This window comes from Orbus sasakiae (assembly GCF_039542345.1).
GTDB lineage: Bacteria > Pseudomonadota > Gammaproteobacteria > Enterobacterales > Orbaceae > Orbus > Orbus sasakiae.
On the sequence record NZ_BAABHY010000001.1, the window covers coordinates 114,687 to 135,723 of the forward strand.

18 protein-coding genes are annotated in these 21,037 nt (G+C 37.1%); 6 read left to right on the plus strand and 12 right to left on the minus strand.

Annotated elements, in window-relative coordinates; all coding sequences use genetic code 11:
* Window positions 1-470: 470 nt before the first annotated feature.
* A complete protein-coding gene (locus ABEA36_RS00475) occupies window positions 471-1,475 on the minus strand; it encodes a LysR family transcriptional regulator (RefSeq protein WP_345487594.1) in 1,005 nt (334 codons plus the stop codon).
* A 290-nt stretch (window positions 1,476-1,765) separates the two neighbouring features.
* Here ABEA36_RS00475 and ABEA36_RS00480 point away from each other — a divergent pair, with 290 nt between their 5' ends.
* Together ABEA36_RS00480 and metC are read left to right on the plus strand one after the other, a co-directional pair.
* Window positions 1,766-3,040: an SLC5/6 family protein gene (locus ABEA36_RS00480; RefSeq protein WP_345487596.1), complete on the plus strand. Its 1,275-nt coding sequence runs from the start codon at window positions 1,766-1,768 to the stop codon at window positions 3,038-3,040.
* Between the two features lie 35 nt (window positions 3,041-3,075).
* Window positions 3,076-4,254: a cystathionine beta-lyase gene (metC, locus tag ABEA36_RS00485; protein WP_345487599.1), complete on the plus strand. Its 1,179-nt coding sequence runs from the start codon at window positions 3,076-3,078 to the stop codon at window positions 4,252-4,254.
* 48 nt (window positions 4,255-4,302) lie between these two features.
* Here metC and uspA read toward each other — a convergent pair whose 3' ends face one another.
* The 10 genes from uspA to rpsU form a co-directional block, all read right to left on the minus strand.
* Window positions 4,303-4,764: a universal stress protein UspA gene (gene uspA / locus ABEA36_RS00490; RefSeq protein WP_345487601.1), complete on the minus strand. Its 462-nt coding sequence runs from the start codon at window positions 4,762-4,764 to the stop codon at window positions 4,303-4,305.
* A 62-nt stretch (window positions 4,765-4,826) separates the two neighbouring features.
* Window positions 4,827-6,329, minus strand: a complete 1,503-nt coding sequence (pitA, locus tag ABEA36_RS00495) for an inorganic phosphate transporter PitA (RefSeq protein ID WP_345487603.1) — start codon at window positions 6,327-6,329, stop codon at window positions 4,827-4,829.
* Window positions 6,330-6,517: 188 nt separating this feature from the next.
* Window positions 6,518-7,495: a bile acid:sodium symporter family protein gene (locus ABEA36_RS00500; RefSeq protein WP_345487605.1), complete on the minus strand. Its 978-nt coding sequence runs from the start codon at window positions 7,493-7,495 to the stop codon at window positions 6,518-6,520.
* Between the two features lie 86 nt (window positions 7,496-7,581).
* Window positions 7,582-8,322 (minus strand): amino acid ABC transporter ATP-binding protein, encoded by a 741-nt coding sequence (locus ABEA36_RS00505; RefSeq protein ID WP_345487607.1) that lies wholly within the window; start codon window positions 8,320-8,322, stop codon window positions 7,582-7,584.
* The gene (locus ABEA36_RS00510; RefSeq protein WP_345487609.1) at window positions 8,303-8,959 is read right to left on the minus strand and encodes an amino acid ABC transporter permease; all 657 of its coding nucleotides are present in this window, start codon (window positions 8,957-8,959) and stop codon (window positions 8,303-8,305) included. Before ABEA36_RS00510 ends, ABEA36_RS00505 begins: the two co-directional genes overlap by 20 nt.
* Window positions 8,959-9,627 carry an amino acid ABC transporter permease gene (locus ABEA36_RS00515; protein ID WP_345487611.1) on the minus strand — a complete coding sequence of 223 codons (669 nt, stop codon included), beginning with the start codon at window positions 9,625-9,627 and terminating at the stop codon, window positions 8,959-8,961. The genes ABEA36_RS00510 and ABEA36_RS00515 overlap by 1 nt, the downstream gene beginning before the upstream one ends.
* 31 nt (window positions 9,628-9,658) lie before the next feature.
* On the minus strand, window positions 9,659-10,444 hold the full coding sequence (locus tag ABEA36_RS00520; RefSeq protein WP_345487613.1) for a transporter substrate-binding domain-containing protein: 786 nt from the start codon (window positions 10,442-10,444) through the stop codon (window positions 9,659-9,661).
* A gap of 235 nt (window positions 10,445-10,679) precedes the next feature.
* On the minus strand, window positions 10,680-12,521 hold the full coding sequence (gene rpoD / locus ABEA36_RS00525) for an RNA polymerase sigma factor RpoD (RefSeq protein ID WP_345487615.1): 1,842 nt from the start codon (window positions 12,519-12,521) through the stop codon (window positions 10,680-10,682).
* 299 nt (window positions 12,522-12,820) lie between these two features.
* A complete protein-coding gene (gene dnaG / locus ABEA36_RS00530) occupies window positions 12,821-14,614 on the minus strand; it encodes a DNA primase (RefSeq protein ID WP_345487617.1) in 1,794 nt (597 codons plus the stop codon).
* Between the two features lie 120 nt (window positions 14,615-14,734).
* Window positions 14,735-14,950, minus strand: coding sequence for a 30S ribosomal protein S21 (rpsU, locus tag ABEA36_RS00535; protein WP_121145465.1), 216 nt, complete (start codon window positions 14,948-14,950; stop codon window positions 14,735-14,737).
* Between the two features lie 262 nt (window positions 14,951-15,212).
* Between rpsU and hemB the strand changes: the two genes are divergently transcribed.
* The 4 genes from hemB to nrdG all read left to right on the plus strand — a co-directional run bounded on the left by hemB (window position 15,213) and on the right by nrdG (window position 20,347).
* Window positions 15,213-16,223: a porphobilinogen synthase gene (gene hemB / locus ABEA36_RS00540; protein WP_345487627.1), complete on the plus strand. Its 1,011-nt coding sequence runs from the start codon at window positions 15,213-15,215 to the stop codon at window positions 16,221-16,223.
* A gap of 164 nt (window positions 16,224-16,387) precedes the next feature.
* Window positions 16,388-17,407, plus strand: coding sequence for a DUF481 domain-containing protein (locus ABEA36_RS00545; RefSeq protein ID WP_345487629.1), 1,020 nt, complete (start codon window positions 16,388-16,390; stop codon window positions 17,405-17,407).
* Between the two features lie 211 nt (window positions 17,408-17,618).
* The gene (nrdD, locus tag ABEA36_RS00550; RefSeq protein ID WP_345487631.1) at window positions 17,619-19,754 is read left to right on the plus strand and encodes an anaerobic ribonucleoside-triphosphate reductase; all 2,136 of its coding nucleotides are present in this window, start codon (window positions 17,619-17,621) and stop codon (window positions 19,752-19,754) included.
* Window positions 19,755-19,876: 122 nt separating this feature from the next.
* A complete protein-coding gene (gene nrdG, locus ABEA36_RS00555; protein ID WP_345487633.1) occupies window positions 19,877-20,347 on the plus strand; it encodes an anaerobic ribonucleoside-triphosphate reductase-activating protein in 471 nt (156 codons plus the stop codon).
* On the opposite strand, the gene can is transcribed toward nrdG, so the two are convergent.
* Entirely contained in the window at window positions 20,348-21,022 is a 675-nt protein-coding gene (gene can / locus ABEA36_RS00560; protein ID WP_345487635.1) for a carbonate dehydratase, read from the minus strand.
* Between the last annotated feature and the right edge of the window lie 15 nt (window positions 21,023-21,037).

Consider the following 21,037-nt stretch of genomic DNA (forward strand, 5'->3'; position numbering starts at 1 on the left):
TCATTTCGTGCCATGGCATTCCACGATGTTTCGAAAGCTTGATATATTGGTAACCCTATTGTATATAAAATTGAATATGCTGAGTTTTACACATCAGGTAAATGGTACTTTTATATGCCTCTTACATTAATGTGATATAACGATTCATCATTTTGCTAGCATAGCCTTTACCTTAGCAAATAGGATCAATCATGACTGGCATAATGACAACGTTTGGGGCTTTTGCATTGTGTCCAATAAGGTCTTTAAATGCTTAGTCAGGCATACGACTTGTCATATTCACCCAAAATTAATTAAACAGATAACATTATTTAATTCGATAGATAAAAAGCCTGCTGAATATGCAGCAATTCTGGTTGCAATGTTCGTTTTAGTTGCAGCCTCATCCCCCTTATATGTCATTGACTTAATCTCAAAACTGCATTCAATATCATGAATAGTCACTTACCTAAACATTAAATGAATCATATTCAACTCTTTGTTTTATCAAAACATTGAGTGTGTGCGTTTTGATTATGATTAATCCACTCTGCCCATGGGGCATAATCTTGAAATTTTATCATCAGAAAATCAATAAAACTGCGAATTTTGGGATCATTGTATTTACTTGGACAATAAAGTGCATAAAGATGATAAATACTTTCATTATGATGGTTGAGCAAAATAGGGATCAATGCTTTAGATTGTAAATAATCCCCTAAAATATAGGTGGGTAAACAGACAATACCTTGATGGTTTAGCGCAGCTTGCAGTAAAGCTAAACTACTGTTGGCTTGGATTAATGGGGTTATTCTTAATGGGACATTATTCCCCAGTGAATCTTTTATAACCCAAGCATGGGAAACATTCGGATTCACTAAACAATCATAATGAATTAATTCTTCAATATTTTTGGGTGTGCCTTTTAAGGTTAGGTAATGTGGACTTGCGCAATACAGCCAATGAATTTCACTAATTTTACGCATTGCAAAGTTAAGCGGTGGGTTTTGGGTGATCCGAAGTGCTATATCAAAATTTTCCTCATTTAAATTAACGAGATGATCGTTTAGATCAACTGACAAGCTCACATCAGGCGTTATCATGCGGTATTCGCTAAATAATTTCATTAAATGGCATGTTCCGAAGGCAATTGAACAGGTGATTTTCAGTTCACCTTGCGGATGTTTATAAAAACTGGCGGTATTTGTTAATGATTCATTTAAATTTATCAGTAAATTTTGTGCACGCAGGTAAAGATATTGACCGGCATCGGTTAGCACGATATGACGTGTAGTACGCTTAATTAATATTACGCCAAGTTGCTCTTCTAACTTAGCTAAAGTGCGGCTAACGGAGGAGGGGGCAAGGCTGAGTTTTTGGGCTGCAATCGATAAACTATTACATTCGACAATTTTGATGAACACTTCTAATCTTTTAAAGATAGTATAGTTATCAATTTTAGATTTGAAGGTCATTTTTTTGCTATTTACTGACATATTACATTCTCATAACAGATCAAAATAGACTACTGAGCATAGTGTTTTGAGTCACGTTTAACAAGTAAAACTGTATGCTGATGTGATTGAATTAATGAATTGTGATCTCGCTCAATTTTTGCTGAGCCTGCAAAAGTGTTTTGAGTTATTTGCATTGTACAGCTGATCAAATGCCTGTTAATTTGTTATGGTATGATTGATTCTTGTTCCGCGTTATCTCGCAGTGAGCATCATATTTTCAAGTAGTACTCTAACCAAATTTATATCAATAAAATATAAGGAGTTAAAGTATGCAAGAAGGCGTATTGACGAAGCAACAACTTAAACTGGTTCCTTTTACCCGTTACGATATGGGATGGGTGATTTTGTGTATCGGTATGGCAATTGGTTCTGGAATTATTTTTTTACCGATTCAAATTGGCTTAAAGGGTCTTTGGGTATTTATGTTATCGGTGATTATCACTTACCCCGCTATCTACATTCTGCAAAACTTATATTTAAAAACATTATCACAAGCGCGAGAATGTAATGATTATACCAGCGTCATTACGCAATATTTAGGCCCTAACTGGGGCGTATTTTTAGGGATTGCTTATTTTCTGATGTTATTAAAGGGTATGACGGCAGTGTCTATTGCTATCACCTATGATAGTGCCTCATTTTTGCAAACCTTTGGTATTACAGAGCAGTTAATGTCGCAGCATTTTTGGTGGGGATTGCTTGTACTGGCGATTTTAATTTCGATTGCAGCACAAGGTGAAAAGCTCCTTTTCAAGGTTTCTGGTCCAATGGTGATTGCGAAACTAGCTATTGTTATTATTATTGGGGTGGTGATGATTCCACATTGGAATTTTGGCAACATAGCCGCTTTCCCCTCACTGGGTGCTTTAATTCGAGATACCTTTCTAACACTGCCGTTTACACTTTTTTCGATTTTATTTGTACAAATTTTAAGTCCGATGAACGTTGCTTTTCGAAAGCTTGAAGCAGATAGTCGTATCGCTACCTATCGAGCAATCAGAGCGCATCGCATCGCATATATTGTGTTGGTGATTTCCGTATTATTTTTTGCTTTTTCGTTTACCTTTACGTTAACACATGATGATGCGGTTTATGCCTATGAACAAAATATTACTGCACTGGCTTTAGCGGCAAAAGTCTTGCCTGGATCAATCATCAAATTAATGACGGTTATGCTGAATATTTTTGCTATTTTAACCGCATTTTTTGGCGTTTTTATGGCGTTTCAAGAGGCGCTTAAAGGGATTGCCAGCAATCTTTTGTTGCGTATCGTATCAAAAGAAAGGCTCAGTGATCGGCTCTTAACAATTTGTGTCTGTTTATTTGCATTAATGGCATTATGGCTATTTGTGATGACGGGAATAAAGTTCCTTTTACTACAACAAATTAGTGCACCGCTATATGGATTTGTTTCATGTTTGATTCCATGCTTTTTAGTGTATAAAGTACCTGTGTTAAATCATTTAAAAGGCATGAAAGTCTATTTTGTAATTTTGATGGGCATAATGCTGTGTTTATCACCTTTTTTTAAGTTTTTTGAGTAAGATTGCATCTGAGATCAATAAGGAGCTAATAGGGTATGGTTAATAAAATAGAAAATTCGACATTTCAGTTAAGTACGAAATTGACCCAGTTGGGACGTTGTCCTGATGAACAATGCGGTTTTGTCAACAGCCCAATTTATCGCGGATCAACGGTAATTTATAATACTTATCAAGATATCGAAAATAAAAGTGCACGCTTTAGCTACGGGACGGCGGGTACTCCCACCATCGAAAATTTGGAAAATGCTTGGTCAGTGCTTGCGGGTGCAAAAGGTACTGTGATTTCGCCATCTGGGTTAGGCTCAATTGCATTAGCGCTGTTTACGACAACAAAATCCGGGGATCATCTTTTGATGCCCGATAGTGTTTACCGACCGACCCGCAATTTTTGTAATGGGATGCTTAAACGCTTTGGTGTTGAAACCCAATATTATGATCCGATGATTGGCTGTGATATTGAAAAATTAGTAAGAGAAAACACATCAACCATATTTTTAGAATCACCTGGATCACAAAGCTTTGAGGTTCAAGATATTCCCGCTATTGTAGCGGTGGCAAAAAAGCATAATATTAAAACTATTATTGATAATACCTGGGCAACCCCCATCTTTTTTCAAGCTCATCAACACGGAATTGATCTATCACTTGAAGCGGGGACTAAATACTTAGGCGGGCATTCTGATTTACTTATGGGATTAATTTCAGCCAATGAGCAAACATGGCCTGCACTGCGTGAGGCTTATGATCATATGGCAATGTTGCCAGGCGCTGAAGATTGCTTTTTAGCGTTACGGGGACTTCGGACCTTACACTTACGATTAAAAGAGGCCGAAAAGCGTGGTTTAGAGATGGCACATTGGCTTAAACACTGCCCAGAAGTCATCAAAGTCCTGCATCCAGCTTTAACTGATTGCCCTGGCCATGAATATTGGAAACGAGATTTTAAAGGTTCATCTGGCCTATTTTCGATTGTGCTCGATCCTAAATTTAACTCAGAAAATGTAGCCAAGATGCTTGATAATATGTCGGTTTTCTCTATGGGATTTTCGTGGGGAGGATTTGAAAGTTTAATCATTCCATTTGATTGTACGCAGTATCGCACTGTTACTAAATGGCATCCAGAAGGGTTAACCTTAAGATTACAAATTGGGCTTGAAGATATTGATGATTTAAAACATGATTTAGCACAAGGTTTACAGCGATTGCATCAATAACAAATAGTTGAAAATAAAAAAAAACCGGCAAAAGCCGGTTTTTATGGATTATTTCGCTTCAACTGGTTGTTCTTCCGTTATTTCTTCATCTTTAAGTGGCACAATTAAGGTATCAACATGTGTGTTGTTAATTAATTGACGAGCAGAAGACATTAACTTGCTCCAGAAATCTTGATGATGGCCACAGACGACAAGATCAACACCATATTCATGAATGGCTTCAATTAATACTTGACCAAATTCACCATTGCCGGAAAGCGTATGAGCAACGGGATAGCCAGCATTAGCAGCAAGTTTATTTAAGGCAATGTGTGCATCTTCAGTGATGCGATCTTTCATATCATTCATATTGATATCAACTAACCCAGTGTAAAGATCAGAATAATTAATACCGACGTGAATAAGTGAAACTTCTGCGTTATATGGCCTTGCCATAGAAACAGCTTTTTCAACGAGAATGTCACTTTCAGGTGATAAATCAACTGCTACTAAAATATGTTTGTAAGCCATAATATTCTCCTCTTTACTTTGAACTGCCAAAAATTAACTTTCCATTTCTTATATATTTACTACTAAATTAGCTTTTGAGCAAGCCAAAAAAGTGAAGCAGATAATAAAATTGAAATTGGAAGCGTTAAAACCCATGTTAATGCAATACTTTTAATCGTTTTACTTTGTACACCACCGCCATCAACTAGCATCGTCCCTGCAACAGATGATGATAATACTTGTGTTGTTGAAACAGGCATACCTGTATAACTTGCTACACCAATTGATAATGCAGTGGTTACTTGTGCAGAGACACCTTGAGCATAGGTCATCCCTTTTTTACCAATTTTTTCACCAATCGTAATTGCCACACGGCGCCAGCCGATCATTGTACCGATTGCAAGTGCTGATGCCACCGCAATAATGATCCAAATTGGTGCGTACTCAACGGTTTCTAATAGGTTATTCTTTAATGAGTTTAAATAACGTTTATCGTCGCTTGATATTTCAGGGCGTTTGGCAACATGGGCTACGGTATCAGATAGACAGATAAGAATACGTCTTGCTTGCGAACGCTGATCTACACTAAGAGCCTCATAATCATTAATGTTTTGGAAAAGTGATTTAGCAATATGAATGGTAGTAAACGAGCGTGAAAAATCACAATGGTATTTAGTTAACTCTGTAGCGGCAATATCCGTATTCACTAAAGGTTGTTTACCAATCACTTCATCCAATGTTGATTGATGGGTAATAAAATATTCTTCAATATTGTTAATCGCATTACGGGTGTTGGTAATTTCGTATGTTGAAGCACTCATGTTAACAATAAAACCAGCGGGAGCGACACCCATTAGCACTAACATTAATAAACCAATCCCTTTTTGGCCATCATTAGCGCCGTGAGAGAAACTTACACCTGCAGCAGACACAATCAGCATGATACGAATCCAAAATGGTGGTTTCTTTTTACCATAAAGTTTTTCGCGCTGTTCTGGTGTCATAAAGATACGTTCTCTTTTTTTACCATTCTTTTTGCGTTTCCATAATTTTCTTAATATAAAGATCATTAGACCTGCCATTACCAAGCCCACAATCGGCGAAATGATTAAGGATAAGAAAATTTGAATCATTTTTGGAATATTGAGTGCATCAATAATTGATGTATCAGTGATAAACGCATTGGCGAGTGCTACACCAATAATTGAACCGATTAACGTGTGAGAGCTAGATGCAGGAATCCCAAGATACCAGGTCCCTAAATTCCAAATTATTGCGGCCAGTAGAATTGAAAATACCATAGCAAGGCCATGCGCTGAACTGACATTCAATAGTAAGTCTGTTGGTAAAAGATGCACAATCGCGTAAGCAACGCTTAAGCCACCGAGTAAAACACCAAAGAAGTTGAAAATACCAGCCATTAAAACAGCAAGTCTTTCTTTTAGTGCTTTTGTATAAATCACCGTGGCTACGGCATTGGCGGTATCATGAAATCCATTAATGGCTTCATAGAATAAAACAAAGAGTAGTGCTAAACCTAGAAGAATGAGTGTCGAAATTTCTAAATCAGAAAATAGATGAAACATATCGGCTTCTTTAATGTAATGAATTAAACCCGCTTATTATCCTAAAGAATAACCAATCAGCAAAGTGATTTTTATTATTTTATTGATATTTATTGTTAATTCTTAAAATTTACAGCAAAAAGCGAATATTTTGTTACTAGAATTGGGGCTAACAACAATATTTTAACGAGTGAACATAATCCATGCCATTATAGATCATCCTTGCGACGGGCATATCGAGATGCTAATACTGCGCACGTCATTAATTGCACTTGATGGAAAATCATTAACGGTAATACCATAATACCCATTATTGAAACGGGAAAAATCACACTTGCCATAGGTATACCACTGGCTAAACTTTTTTTAGAACCACAAAAGACGATCGTAATTTCATCTTCCTTACTAAAGCCCAATAAACGTGAACCATAGGTTGTGATCAATAATACGATGGTTAACAGTAGTAATGAGAAAGCAATAATAGAAGCGAAAGATAACGCATTAATTTGCTGCCAAATGCCGTTGATAACCGCATCACTAAAGGCAACATATACCACTAATAAAATAGATAAGCGATCGGTTTTGTTGATGATTTTACGATGTGAGTCAATCCAACCACCAATCCAACGGCGAGACAAGTGACCAATGATAAAAGGTAACATCAACTTAAGCATGATCGATGATATTGCATCAAGGATATTGATCGCACCAGCCGCTTGTGTATGCATTAATAAGCTGATCAAAATGGGGGTAACAAAAACACCCAGTAAAGTGGATGCGGATGCACTACAAATTGCCGCGGCAACATTTCCTCTTGCTATGGATGTAAACGCGATTGCTGATTGTACGGTTGCCGGTAGTGTACATAAGTATAAGAAACCTAAATAGAGATTTTCGGATAAAAAAGACGGTACAAAAATATGTAACGCTAATCCTAAAATAGGAAAAATCACAAATGTTGTGGCAAAAATAATGAGATGCAGTTTCCAACTTTTTATCCCACTGATTATCGCATCTAATGACAGTTTCGCGCCATGCATAAAAAATAGCAGGCCGATTGCAAATGTGGTTAAGTATTCAAAAAATATCTTGATATTGCCTTCACATGGAAAAAATGTCGCGGTAATAACAACGCTGATTAAAATAAGTAAAAATGGATCAATTTTTAATGTTTTAAGAAGATTCATAACACACGATCGCTGGTTAATAATGCAATATAAAGAAACGATTATAATCGTTTCTTTAGATAATTAGCAGCAATTATAACATATAACTAGTGATTTAATCCTTTCACTGATGCGATAAATTGTTGCAATTCAGGGGTTTTAGGGGATGAAAAAAGGGTATCGCTTTTACCTTGTTCCCAAATTGTTCCTTGGTTCATAAAGACGACACGATCCCCCACCTCTTTTGCAAAATTCATCTCGTGCGTGACTAAAATTAACGTCATTCCTTCTAGTGCGAGTTGTTCTAATACTTTTAGCACTTCCCCCACTAATTCAGGATCAAGTGCTGATGTGATCTCATCACATAATAATACTTTGGGTTTCATTGCCATCGCTCTGGCTATAGCAACTCTTTGCTGTTGACCACCTGATAAGTTAGCTGGGTAATAGTGCAGTCGTTCAGATAATCCCACTTTATGTAACATATGCTCAGCTAATTCCTGACAGGCTTTTTTGTCTAAGCCAAGAACGTGTTTCGGTGCTAACATCACATTTTCTAGTGCGGTCATATGCGGAAATAAGTTGAACTGCTGAAAAACCATACCAACTAGTTTACTTAACTCTTTGCTTTGTGACGCTTTATTTGTCACAGTCAGTCCATTTAATTTTATGCTACCATCTTGATATTCTTCGAGTCCATTTAAACAGCGTAAGAGTGTGCTTTTCCCGGAACCGCTGCGTCCGATAATTGAGATAACTTCTCCAATCTCAATATCAAGATTGATGCTTTTTAATACATGGTTTGCCCCATAATATTTTTGAATTTCATTAACGGTGATGATTGGCATTGAGTTTTTTCTCCAAATATTGGCTATAACGGGAAATTGGGTAGCAGATAATAAAATACCCAATCGCGACAAAGCTAAAGACTTTAAATGATTGATAAGTCACATTGTTAAGCAGTGTTCCCGCTTTGGTTAATTCGACAAAACCGATTATCGAGGCTAAAGCGGTCCCTTTAATCACTTGCACGATAAACCCGACTGTTGGCGCAAGTGCAATGCGAGTCGCTTGGGGTAAAATGACACTCAAAAGCGTTCGTGAAAAACTGAGCCCGATACAGCGTGATGCTTCCCACTGGCCTTTTTCGATTGCATTAATACTCCCACTCCAAATATCGATCAAATAAGCACTTGTATACAAAGTTAAGGCAACACCAGCCGCAATCATTGGATTCACATTGATGCCAAGCAACCCAAGGCCAAAAAAGCTCAAAAATAATTGCATTAATAATGGAATACCTTGAAATAGGCCACAATAATAATCGACAAATTTTTTGCTCCAGACATTTTTGCTAATACGTAGTGGTGTAAGTAATACTGTGACAGCAAATCCGCCAACAAAAGCAATTAGTGACAATAACAATGTCCATTGCAAAGCTAATATTAAGTTACGGATAATATCCCAGTTTGTAAATGAGACCATCATATTGCCTTATTCCCAAATAAATAGTGACCAATTTGAGTCAGTAGTTTTCTCATCAGAATTGATAGTAATAGGTAGATTAGGGCAGTGATAAAATAGACTTCGAAGCTTAAAAATGTTCGTGACTGAATAAAGTTTGCTTGGAAAGTCAGCTCCTCAACTGAAATTTGTGATATCACTGATGACCCCAGCATCACAATAATGCACTGACTTGTTAGAGCTGGATAAATTTTCTTCATTGCGGGGGGTAAAATAACCAACATAAAGGTTTTAGCTTTAGAAAAACCAAGTACGCGAGCAGCTTCCCACTGACCAAGAGGAATGGATTGGATCCCTGCACGAATGATCTCGGTGTTATATGCACCAAGATTAACGATCATGGCGATAATTGCCGCGGTTACTTCACTGATCTTTATGCCTAAGTTAGGTAATCCAAAGAAAATGAAAAATAATTGAACAATAAATGGCGTATTGCGAATCAGTTCAACATAGGCTGACCATAATGTGCTAAATACGCGATATTGGCTTGTTCTCACCGCCGCACCAAGTGTACCAACTATTATCCCTAATATTGTCGTAATGATGGTTAACTCAATCGTTAACCATAGTCCAGACAAGAAATTAGGTATGTAGGCAATCAGTGGGCTAAACTGGAATGAATAGTTCATATTTTATTCCTGATAACGCCATGAATATGATTTACATTGTTTGCTGATCGGTTGTAAAAGGCATTCCTAACCATTTTTGCGAATAGCTGTTTAACGTACCGTCATTAATAGCTTGTTGTAAAAGCGTATTAACTTTATTTTTTAAATTTGGTTCATCTTTGCGTAATCCGATATGGTTGGGTGAGTTTTTTAAGGTAATTTTACCTACCGTTGGTTTACCATTACTCATATTGTTAATGGCATAAATAATCACATTGCCGGTTGAGATTAACTCAACTTGACCCGATAAATAAGCCGTAAGCGTTGTGTTGTTGTCTTCATAACGTTTTATTATCGTCTGTTTGGGGGCAATTTCTGATAACATAATATCTTCTAGTCCCCCTCGCGTTACGCCAACGGTTTTGTCTGCTAAGTCTTCAATTTTATTAACTGAAATTGATGGTGAACCGAATACGCCAAGATAAAATGGCCCATATGGTATCGTAAAATCAATAACGTTTTCTCTTTCAGCGGTTTTACCAAGTGTAGAAATAATAAGATCAACTTTCTGAGTCTGTAAGTAAGGAATACGATTAGCGGATGTCACCGGAACCAATTCTATTTTTACATTAAGCTGTTTAGCCAGATATTTTGCAACATCAATATCATAACCTTGTGCTTGTAGATCTGTGCCGACAAAACCAAATGGGGGATAATCAGTTGGTATGGCAACTTTTAAGGTACCGCGTTTTAAAATATCCTCAAGCTCGGCATGACTGCTTGTGGTATAAAAGATAAATAGTGACAGAATTAAGCAAACATATTTACGGATGGTCATGTTGTGATTCCTCAAACGCTTTAAAATGGGCACTTAAGGTAATGCAACAACTATGCCAAAATAAAAATTAGATAAAAAACATATAAAAACAATAGGTTATTATTTAAGGTGCTTGCGTTCGGTTTTTGCGGGAAGTCGTATATGATGGGATTGCACTGAAACAAGGCAGATCATGATAGATTGGATCAACATAATGAGATATCCGCCACATGATGCAGCGGATATCATAACGATATTATTCGTCAAGGAAACTACGTAATACATCCGAACGGCTTGGATGACGTAATTTACGTAGTGCTTTGGCTTCGATTTGACGAATACGTTCACGCGTAACATCAAATTGTTTACCCACTTCTTCAAGCGTATGATCAGTATTCATATCGATACCAAAACGCATGCGAAGTACTTTTGCTTCTCTTGGCGTTAAACCCGATAAAATGTCTCTGGTTGCGGCGCGAAGACTTTCAGACGTTGCAGCATCAAGTGGTTGCTCAATTGCGGTATCTTCAATAAAATCACCAAGGTGAGAATCTTCATCATCACCAACAGGGGTTTCCATTGAAATTGGCTCTTTGGCAATTTTCAATACTTTACGGATTTTATCTTCAGGCATCTGCATTTTTTCAGATAGCTCTTCCGGTGTTGGTTCTCGACCAATTTCTTGCAAAATTTGACGCGAAATACGGTTAAGTTTGTTAATCGTTTCAATCATATGCACAGGAATACGAATTGTTCTTGCTTGGTCAGCAATTGAACGCGTTATTGCTTGACGAATCCACCAAGTTGCATAAGTTGAGAATTTATAACCACGACGGTATTCAAACTTATCAACCGCTTTCATTAGACCAATGTTTCCTTCTTGAATCAGGTCTAAGAACTGTAATCCACGGTTAGTGTATTTTTTAGCAATTGAGATAACAAGACGTAAGTTTGCTTCAACCATCTCTTTCTTCGCGCGTCTCGCTTTTGCTTCACCAATCGACATACGACGGTTAATGTCTTTGATTTGCTCAATAGAAAGGTTGGTTTCGGTTTCAATCGTTTGTAACTGTTCAATTTGCTCTGCAATTTGCGGTTCAAATTCTTTTAATTTTACGGCATAGGTATTCTTTGATTTAACCGCTTTGTCATACCAACTCATGTTGTTTTCACTGCCAGTGAAATGTGTCATAAATTGCTTTTTCGGCATTTTACACTGTTCAACACACATTTTCATGATAACGCGTTCGTGCGTTCTGACGCGATCCATCATTTCACGCATATTATTAACAAGAATATCAAATTGTTTACCCACTAAACGGAATTGTTTGAAGATTTCCGATAAGTTTTCAATTTCTTGTTGTGCTTTCTTGTGTGAACGGCCATTTTTTTTGATTGCAACAGATGTTTTTTCATGTTGCTCTTTTAATTCTGCAAATTTTGCTTTAGCCACTTCAGGATCAATCGATGTATCATCATCTGTTGATTCTGATTCACTATCTTCATCTTCGTCTTCATCGTCGTCGATATCAATATTTTCAGATTCAACTTCAAGCTCTTCTGGTAATTCTTCAAGGCCTTCTTCGGCATTTGGGTCAACAAAACCAGTGATTAAATCTGAAAGACGAACCACACCTTTTTCAACAAGATTATATTGCTCTAAAAGATAGGTAATTGCTTCTGGGTATTCAGAAACAGACGTCTGAACTTGATTGATACCATCTTCAATACGTTTTGCAATATCAATTTCGCCTTCACGAGTTAATAACTCGACAGCACCCATTTCACGCATATACATACGCACTGGGTCAGTTGTACGGCCAATTTCTGATTCTACGTTTGATAATACAAGTGCTGTTGCTGCTTCAACGGCTTCTTCGTCTGGAACATTATCCGATAAAAGCATTTCATCTGTATCAGGGGCTTCTTCAAGTACTTGAATACCCATATCATTTATCATTTGAATGATATCTTCGATTTGATCCGAATCAATAATTTCTTCTGGTAAATGATCATTGACATCAGCATACGTTAAATACCCAAGTTCTTTACCTCGGATAATAAGATGCTTTAGTTGTGACTGAGAGTTTTGCTCCATATCAAAATATCCACATTTTGTTGTTTAGTAATGGGTAAACGGGTTACCCGACTAAATACTTTTATTATCAATCAATAAACGCAAAAGATGATTACTATTTGTATAGTGAGAGCTAGTTAATTAGCTGTATCTTATCTATCTGTTTAGATTTATCTGTTGTTTTAAAAGTATATTATTCAATTCTTACTTAAGCTATTTTGGCTAATTAGCAAGTAAGTTAACTTCATAGCCACCCCAATATTAATCATAATTGAGTATTGTTTTTTGTCTCAGCAATTAAGCTGCTCTTTTATCTATATTTAGTCTTTTTTTGATAAAACAAGTATCAAGGTTGCTAATTCTTTTTTTTCTGCAGCAGTGAGCTTTGTCACGCGATCTTTAGCAATCAGTTCGTCTTGCCTTTGGGCCAATATATTATCATATAACTCTTTTAAAGTATGAGAAAAAATCGTTGAGATTTCCTCTTCTGGGTATTTATGTTCCCAAATTGCTAACAAGTTAAGCTGTTTAATAATCGGTTTATTGGCATACTCAGCCAAAATCTGTGCGGTCAAAATGTTTGGATGATCATGGCAAATTTTTAGCAATTCTATAAACAGCTCAATTCCAGCAAGGTTAACTTGTTTTAAACTCGCCACATCAGGCACTAATTTTGAAAGTTCAGGATTTTGAATCAATAAACCAATCAAAATGCGCATCGTGGTTAGCTTCATTTTGATAATTGGCGCTGATTTTTCAGATTCAGCTTCAGTTGAAGGACTTGATGTATGTTGCTGTATCAGCTTATCAATCTGGTTCATATCTAAAAAACCAAGATAATCGCCAAGTTGTTGCTTGAGTGTCAGGGCAAAAGATTGGGCTTTAACCTGACTAATTAATGGTAAAGCAAGTGAACTGAGCTTGGATTTACCTTCTGATGTTTTCAAGTCAACTTGAACAACGAGTTCTTCGAATAAGAATTTTGATAGGGTTAAGCCATCATCTAAACGTTGCTCAAAAGCATCTTTGCCTTCTTTACGAACTAAGCTATCAGGATCTTCACCTTCTGGTAAGAAGGCAAACTTAATTTGTTTGCCATCAATCAATGTTGGTAACAATACATTGAGAGCCCGCCATGCAGCGCGACGACCCGCTTCATCACCATCGAAGCAAAAAATAATATTATCCGTTGCTCTGAACAATAATTTAATATGATCTTCTGTGGTCGCGGTGCCTAATGCGGCGACGGCATAGCTAATTCCGAATTGGGCAAGGGACACCACATCCATATAGCCTTCAACCACAAGTAGCTTATCGGGATTGCGATTAATCTGCTGTGCTTCATATAATCCATAAAGTTGATAACCTTTGTGGAATATAGCTGTTTCGGGTGAATTAATATATTTCGCAGATTCATTGGCTTTTATTGTACGCCCACCAAATGCAATAATATTGCCTTGACGATCACGAATTGGGAACATAATACGGCCGCGAAAACGATCGTATTGATTACCGGCATCATTGCTGACTAGCATCCCAGCTTGATCGTAAAGTTTTTTTTCTTGCGTGCTTTTCGCTATTTGATTAAATGTCAAACGCCAGTCATCTGGAGAATAGCCAATATTATAGTGATTAATGGTTGTTTCATCTAATCCCCTATGAATGAGATATTCTCTGGCTTTTTGTGCTTGATCTGTATCGAGTTGAGCGTGGTAAAAATTCGCTAATTTCCCCATCAGATTATACAATTCACGCCGAACGTTTTGCCCGGATACTTGAGATTTATTCTGTTGCCCCGTATTATCTGTCGAAGTTTCAATAAAAGGAACTGTTATACCATGCAAATTAGCTAATTCTTCAATCGCTTCAGGGTAAGACAAGCGGTCATAATTCATCATGAAATCAATCGCAGAACCACCAGCACCACAGCCAAAACAGTAGTACATTTGTTTTTTTTCACTGACAGAAAAAGAAGGGGTTTTTTCGTTATGAAAGGGACAGTTTCCCCAATAGTCTTTACCTCGTTTTTTTATTTTGATCCGCTGCCCAACAACATCAACAATGTTGATTCTTGCAATCAGGTCAATAATAAAGTCTTGAGGAATTCGCTTCATGGTGACTCTATCCAACTTGCTATATAACAAAGACAACAAACCGTACATGTAGTACGGTTTGCGTATATATCTGGACTATTTTATAGTATAAGACTATATAGTTTATGACTAATAATGTTATTAGTATAAACGAATACGACGTGCGTTTTCTCTTTCTAGTTTCTTCGCATGACGTTTTACCGCAGCAGCTTTAGCGCGTTTACGGATCGTGGTTGGTTTTTCATAAAACTCACGATTACGAACTTCAGCTAAGATTCCTGCTTTTTCACAAGAACGTTTAAAACGACGTAATGCAACATCGAAAGGTTCATTTTCACGTACTTTAATTACTGGCATGTGCCTCTCACCTCAAATTATTGGATTTTTACCAGCCTAGTGTCAGATATCAAAATGGCTAGCGTTAAAAAATTAGTGCTGAATTGTACTGCTAATAGATAGCGCTTGTAAAGTGTTTTATCAAGATAATTTGTTTTATCAACTACAAATGTATATTCAGAGTTATCCGCTAAAGAGTTTCATTTTTAATTTGCTTATCATTAACGACCGTCCGATAATAGTGCACATAAACAAAGATTGATATACCAAAGGAGTTATTAATATGTCATCAATTCTTTCGGGCGAATTTCCACAACGACGTTTACGTCGTTTGCGTGCTCATGATTTTAGCCGCCGCTTAGTTGCCGAAAATCATTTAACCGTAAATGACTTGATTTATCCTGTTTTTATTGTAGAAGGTAAAAACATTACCCAACCTGTTGCTTCGATGCCAAATGTCAACAGAATGAGTGTTGATGTGTTACTTAAAGAAGCTGAAGCCGTCGCTAAGCTAGGTATTCCTGTTTTATCGCTATTCCCTGCTATTGAGCATGATAAAAAGTCACTCCTAGCAGAAGAAGCATTCAATGAAGATGGGCTGGTTCCACGCGCTGTAAGGGCACTTAAAAAAGAAATGCCTGAATTAGGGATTTTGACGGATGTGGCGCTCGATCCTTACACAATACATGGGCAAGATGGCATCATCGATGATCATGGGTATGTGCAAAATGATATAACTGTTGAGACATTAATTAGGCAGGCAATGGTTCAAGCCGAAGCCGGGGTTGATATCGTCGCTCCTAGCGATATGATGGATGGACGAATCGGTGGTATTCGCTGTGAGCTTGAGGATTGCGGTTTTGTGAATACGCAAATTATGGCGTATTCAGCAAAATATGCATCTAGTTTTTATGGGCCTTTCCGTGATGCTGTTGGCTCATCATCAAATATTAAAGGCGGTAATAAAAAGACCTATCAGCTCGATCCTGCCAATAGCCGTGAAGCGTTGCAAGAAGTTTATCAAGATTTACAAGAGGGGGCGGATATGGTTATGGTGAAGCCAGGCATGCCTTATCTTGATATTTTACGCCAAGTCAAAGAGACCTTTGCTGTACCAACATTTGCTTATCAAGTTTCAGGCGAATATGCCATGTTAATGGCGGCGATTAAAAATGGTTGGCTCCAAGAGTCCGTGATTATGGAGTCATTATTATGTTTTAAACGGGCCGGTGCTGATGGTGTACTGACTTATTTTGCTAAAGAAATTGCGATGCAGTTAAAAGCACAGCAATAATTTAACGCTTTAAAGTCTCTTTATCTTTTCATAATAAAGAGACTTCTTGTTATTTACGTCGACTTCTCAATCAAATCTATAGAGAAAACAAATTGGCTTCCCTATCCTTAACTTGTTAGTTTATAAATAAGTTATTATTTTTATTAACATTTGGGGTTCAAATTATGGTTTATAAGTTATTAACAACATCAGTACTTGGCATATTTACATCTTTTATTGCTTGGGGTGATATGATTCAACTCAAAAATGGGGATAATTTGTCTGGTAAGATTAAATTAGTTGATGGTAGCAAAGTCTTAATCGAAACCGAATACGCTGGCACTATTTCAATTGATAACAGCAAAATCAAAACTTTCTCTATCGATGAACCTGTCAAAATTAAAGATGGACTATTCTCACAAGCACAATATGCCGATGCAATTCAATCAGGCGGTGACAGCAATATTACCTTAGTGACGCGCGAAGGTAATAAAACATTACCTATAAACAATGATTTAACCATCACTAAAAATACACAAGCTTCTTTAGCGCCAAGTGATTTAATCATAAATGGTGGTCTTAATGCAGGAGCTTATTACAACAAAGGTTCTTCGAAATCAGAACAATATAGTTTAAATGGTAATGTTACAGCTAAATATGATTTATGGCGTCATGGTCTACGAGCTTCACTTTTTAGAGCGAAAGATGACCAAGAAACCAGTAACTACTATTATACCACCCAATATGAAGTTGACCGGTTTTTTACACCGTCATTTTTCTGGCAAGGTAATGTTCAGTATAAGCATGATTGGATTGAAGATATAAAAACGAAAACAAGTTTTGGTACAGGTCCTGGTTGGCAAGTATGGGAAGATGAATTATCAGCGCTATCATTCACTGGTTTAGTCAGCTATCAGAAAATTGATTATCGAAACGGCAATGATTCCACGCATCCAATGGGTTCGGTTAAATGGAATTATTATCAATTTTTCGCAGGGAAATCGTTGAAATTCTTTACAACGGGTGAAGTCGGCCGGAGTTTTAATAATGACGTTGATTTGGATCTCTCTGCAACCGCTGGAATTGCTTATCGTTTAACTGACTGGCTATCAATTAATACCAGTCTTACAAAAGAGAAAAGTAAAACACGCGATGGTGACTCGAACAATACTAACTACAATATTGGTATGGGCGTTAACTGGTAATGATGGTATAATCATGCAAAAGCACCATCTGGTGCTTTTTTTATATTGTTGATCTGTCATTAAATAAAGACGGATAGTGTTTTAACTCAAAATTAAGATTTTTCCTATCAATTTTCCTCTCTGGATATATCATGTAGAAAAACACAATATGTGGTGTATAATTCTCTAAAAATGTCTATATATTGTTTTATTTTAGTTTGGGGAATACAAAATGCCAGTAGTAATTAAACGAGACGGATGCCAAACTGCTTTCAATGAAAGCCGAATTCGTGATGCTATTTTGAAGGCAGCGGTAGCTGCTAATGTCAATGATCCTGATTATTGTGCATCAGTTGCTAAAGTTGTCACTAATCAGATGACAGATAGAGACAGTGTCGATATTAATGAAATTCAAAATTCAGTTGAAAATCAATTAATGTCAGGACCATACAAAAAACTTGCTAGAAAATATATCGAATATCGCCATGATCGTGATCGTGTACGTGAACAACGTAGTCGATTAAATCAGGATATTAAAGGTCTTATCGAGCAGAGTAATATCTCAATTTTAAATGAAAATGCGAATAAAGATAGTAAAGTGATTCCTACTCAACGTGATTTATTAGCAGGAATTGTTGCTCGTCACTATGCGAAACAATATCTTTTACCAAAAGATATTTCTCAGGCCCACGAACGTGGTGAAATACATTACCACGACCTTGATTACGCACCGTTTTTCCCTATGTTTAACTGTATGTTAATTGATTTAGACGGCATGTTAACCAACGGATTTAAAATGGGTAATGCTGAAATTGAACCGCCAAAATCGATCGCAACGGCAACGGCTGTAACTGCACAGATTATTGCACAAGTGGCCAGTCATATTTATGGTGGTACAACAATTAATCGTATTGATGAAATTCTAGCTAAATTTGTCACCATCAGTTTTGAAAAACACAAGAAAATAGCAGAAGAATGGAATATTCCGGATGCCACAGCATATGCCGAAGATCGCACTGCAAAAGAGTGCTATGATGCATTTCAATCTTTAGAATATGAAGTCAATACGTTGCATACCGCTAATGGTCAAACACCTTTTGTCACATTCGGTTTTGGTTTAGGAACCAGTTGGGAATCGAGATTAATTCAAGAGTCAATTTTGAAAGTCAGAATTAGAGGTTTAGGGAAAAACCATAAAACAGCAGTATTTCCTAAATTGGTATTTGCGATTAAAGATGGCATTAATCATAAAGCAGGCGACGTCAATTACGATATTAAGCAATTAGCATTAGATTGCGCATCTAAACGAATGTATCCCGATATTTTAAATTATGAAAAAGTCGTTGAAGTGACTGGCTCTTTCAAAACGCCGATGGGATGTCGTAGTTTCTTGGGTGTCTATGAAGAAGAGGGCAAACAGATTCATGATGGACGTAATAATCTTGGCGTTATTAGCTTAAATTTACCACGTATTGCGATCGAAGCTAAAGGGGATGAAACGAAATTTTGGTCACTACTTGATAAGCGTTTAGAACTCTGTAAAAAAGCGTTAATGACTCGTATTGCAAGACTGGAAGGCGTTAAAGCTAGGGTTGCACCGATTCTTTATATGGAAGGAGCGTGTGGTGTCCGTCTTAAAGAAGATGATTCCGTATTAGATATTTTTAAACACGGGCGAGCATCCATTTCATTAGGTTATATTGGTATCCATGAAACGCTAAATGCACTCTTTAGTAACAAAACGCATCCATTTGATAGTGACACATTGCGAGAAAAAGGTTTACAAATTGTTGCTAAATTAAGTCAAGTTGTTGAACAATGGAAAAAAGAGACGGGTTATGGGTTTAGTCTGTATAGTACACCAAGTGAAAACCTATGCGATAGATTTTGTCGCTTAGATACCGCTGAGTTTGGTGTCATTCCCGACGTGACAGAAAAAGGCTACTATACAAATAGTTTTCATTTAGACGTTGAGAAAAAAGTCAACCCTTATGAGAAAATTGAATTTGAAAAATACTATCCACCGTTAGCAAGTGGAGGGTTCATTTGTTATGGTGAATACCCGAATATGATTAATAATGTAAAAGCATTAGAAGATGTTTGGGATTATAGCTATAGCCGTGTACCTTACTATGGCACGAACACCCCAATTGATGAGTGCTATGAATGTGGCTTTGCAGGTGAGTTTTCGTGTACTAGCAAAGGTTTTGTTTGCCCTAGCTGTGGGAACCATGATTCAGCCAAAGTGTCAGTAACAAGACGTGTTTGTGGCTATTTAGGTAGCCCTGATGCAAGACCATTTAATGCGGGTAAGCAAGAAGAAGTTAAACGCCGCGTAAAACATCTTGGTAATGGACAACTCGGTTAGTGCCCACATATATTGTGTCGTCGGTTATCTAACGACGACATGACTATCACCACGATCAGGTATCCTATGATCTGTATTATTTTAGCTAGTGACAATCAAGATTTAATTAGGCATTAAAGATAATGAATTATCATCGTTATTATTCAATTGATGTAGTGAATGGGCCAGGGACACGATGCACATTGTTTGTGGCTGGTTGCGTTCATCAATGCCGTGGTTGTTATAATAAAAGCACATGGTCACTTAATTCAGGCTGTCTTTTTACGCAAGAGCTTGAAGATCAAATTATTCACGATTTACAGAATAAAGAGATTAAACGCCAAGGGTTGTCCTTATCGGGTGGCGATCCTTTGCATCCCCAAAACGTGCCAACAATTCTTAAACTGGTTCAACGTGTTAAAAATGAGTGTGACGCCAAAGATATTTGGCTATGGACGGGTTATAAACTTGATGAACTAACGGCACAACAACAAGCGGTATTAGCGCATATTGATGTGCTTATTGATGGTAAATTTGTTCAGGATCTTGCTGATCCTAAACTAATATGGCGGGGTAGTAGTAATCAGGTTGTACACCATCTACATCAAAAATAATTAAATTTTATTTTCGTCGTAAATATCATGCTGATTAAGTAAGTTAGAAATGGCTTCACGGTAATGAATTTCTAAGTTTTCGCGACTTGAAGAACTGATTTTAAGGTCAGTAATACGCCCATTATCAATCCCATATACCCAGCCATGAATATTAACTTTTTGACCACGTTGCCATGCCGATTGTAAAATCGTTGAATGACCTAAGTTATAAACTTGTTCAATAACATTGAGTTCACATAAAATATCCATACGTTTTTCGGCAGGAAACTCACCAATTAATGAACTATAGCGAAACCAGATATCTCGAATATGTAACAGCCAATTATTGATTAAACCCAAATCAGGGTTTTCCACGGCTGCGCGAATTCCACCGCAATCTAAATGACCGCAAATAATGATATCTTCAACACCTAATACATCAATGGCATATTGAACGACAGATAAGCAGTTTAGATCGGTATGTATCACTAGATTTGCTACATTTCGGTGAACGAATAATTCACCGGGTTCAAGTTCAGTTAACTTTTCAGCTGGAACACGACTATCCGAGCAACCAATCCATAAAAACCTTGGGCGCTGGGCAATAGCAAGATGTTTAAAAAAATCAGGATCATCTTGGGCGACTTTTGCAGACCATGCATGGTTGCGTATGATTAAGTCAGAAATCTTTTTCATGACAACACTCTTTCA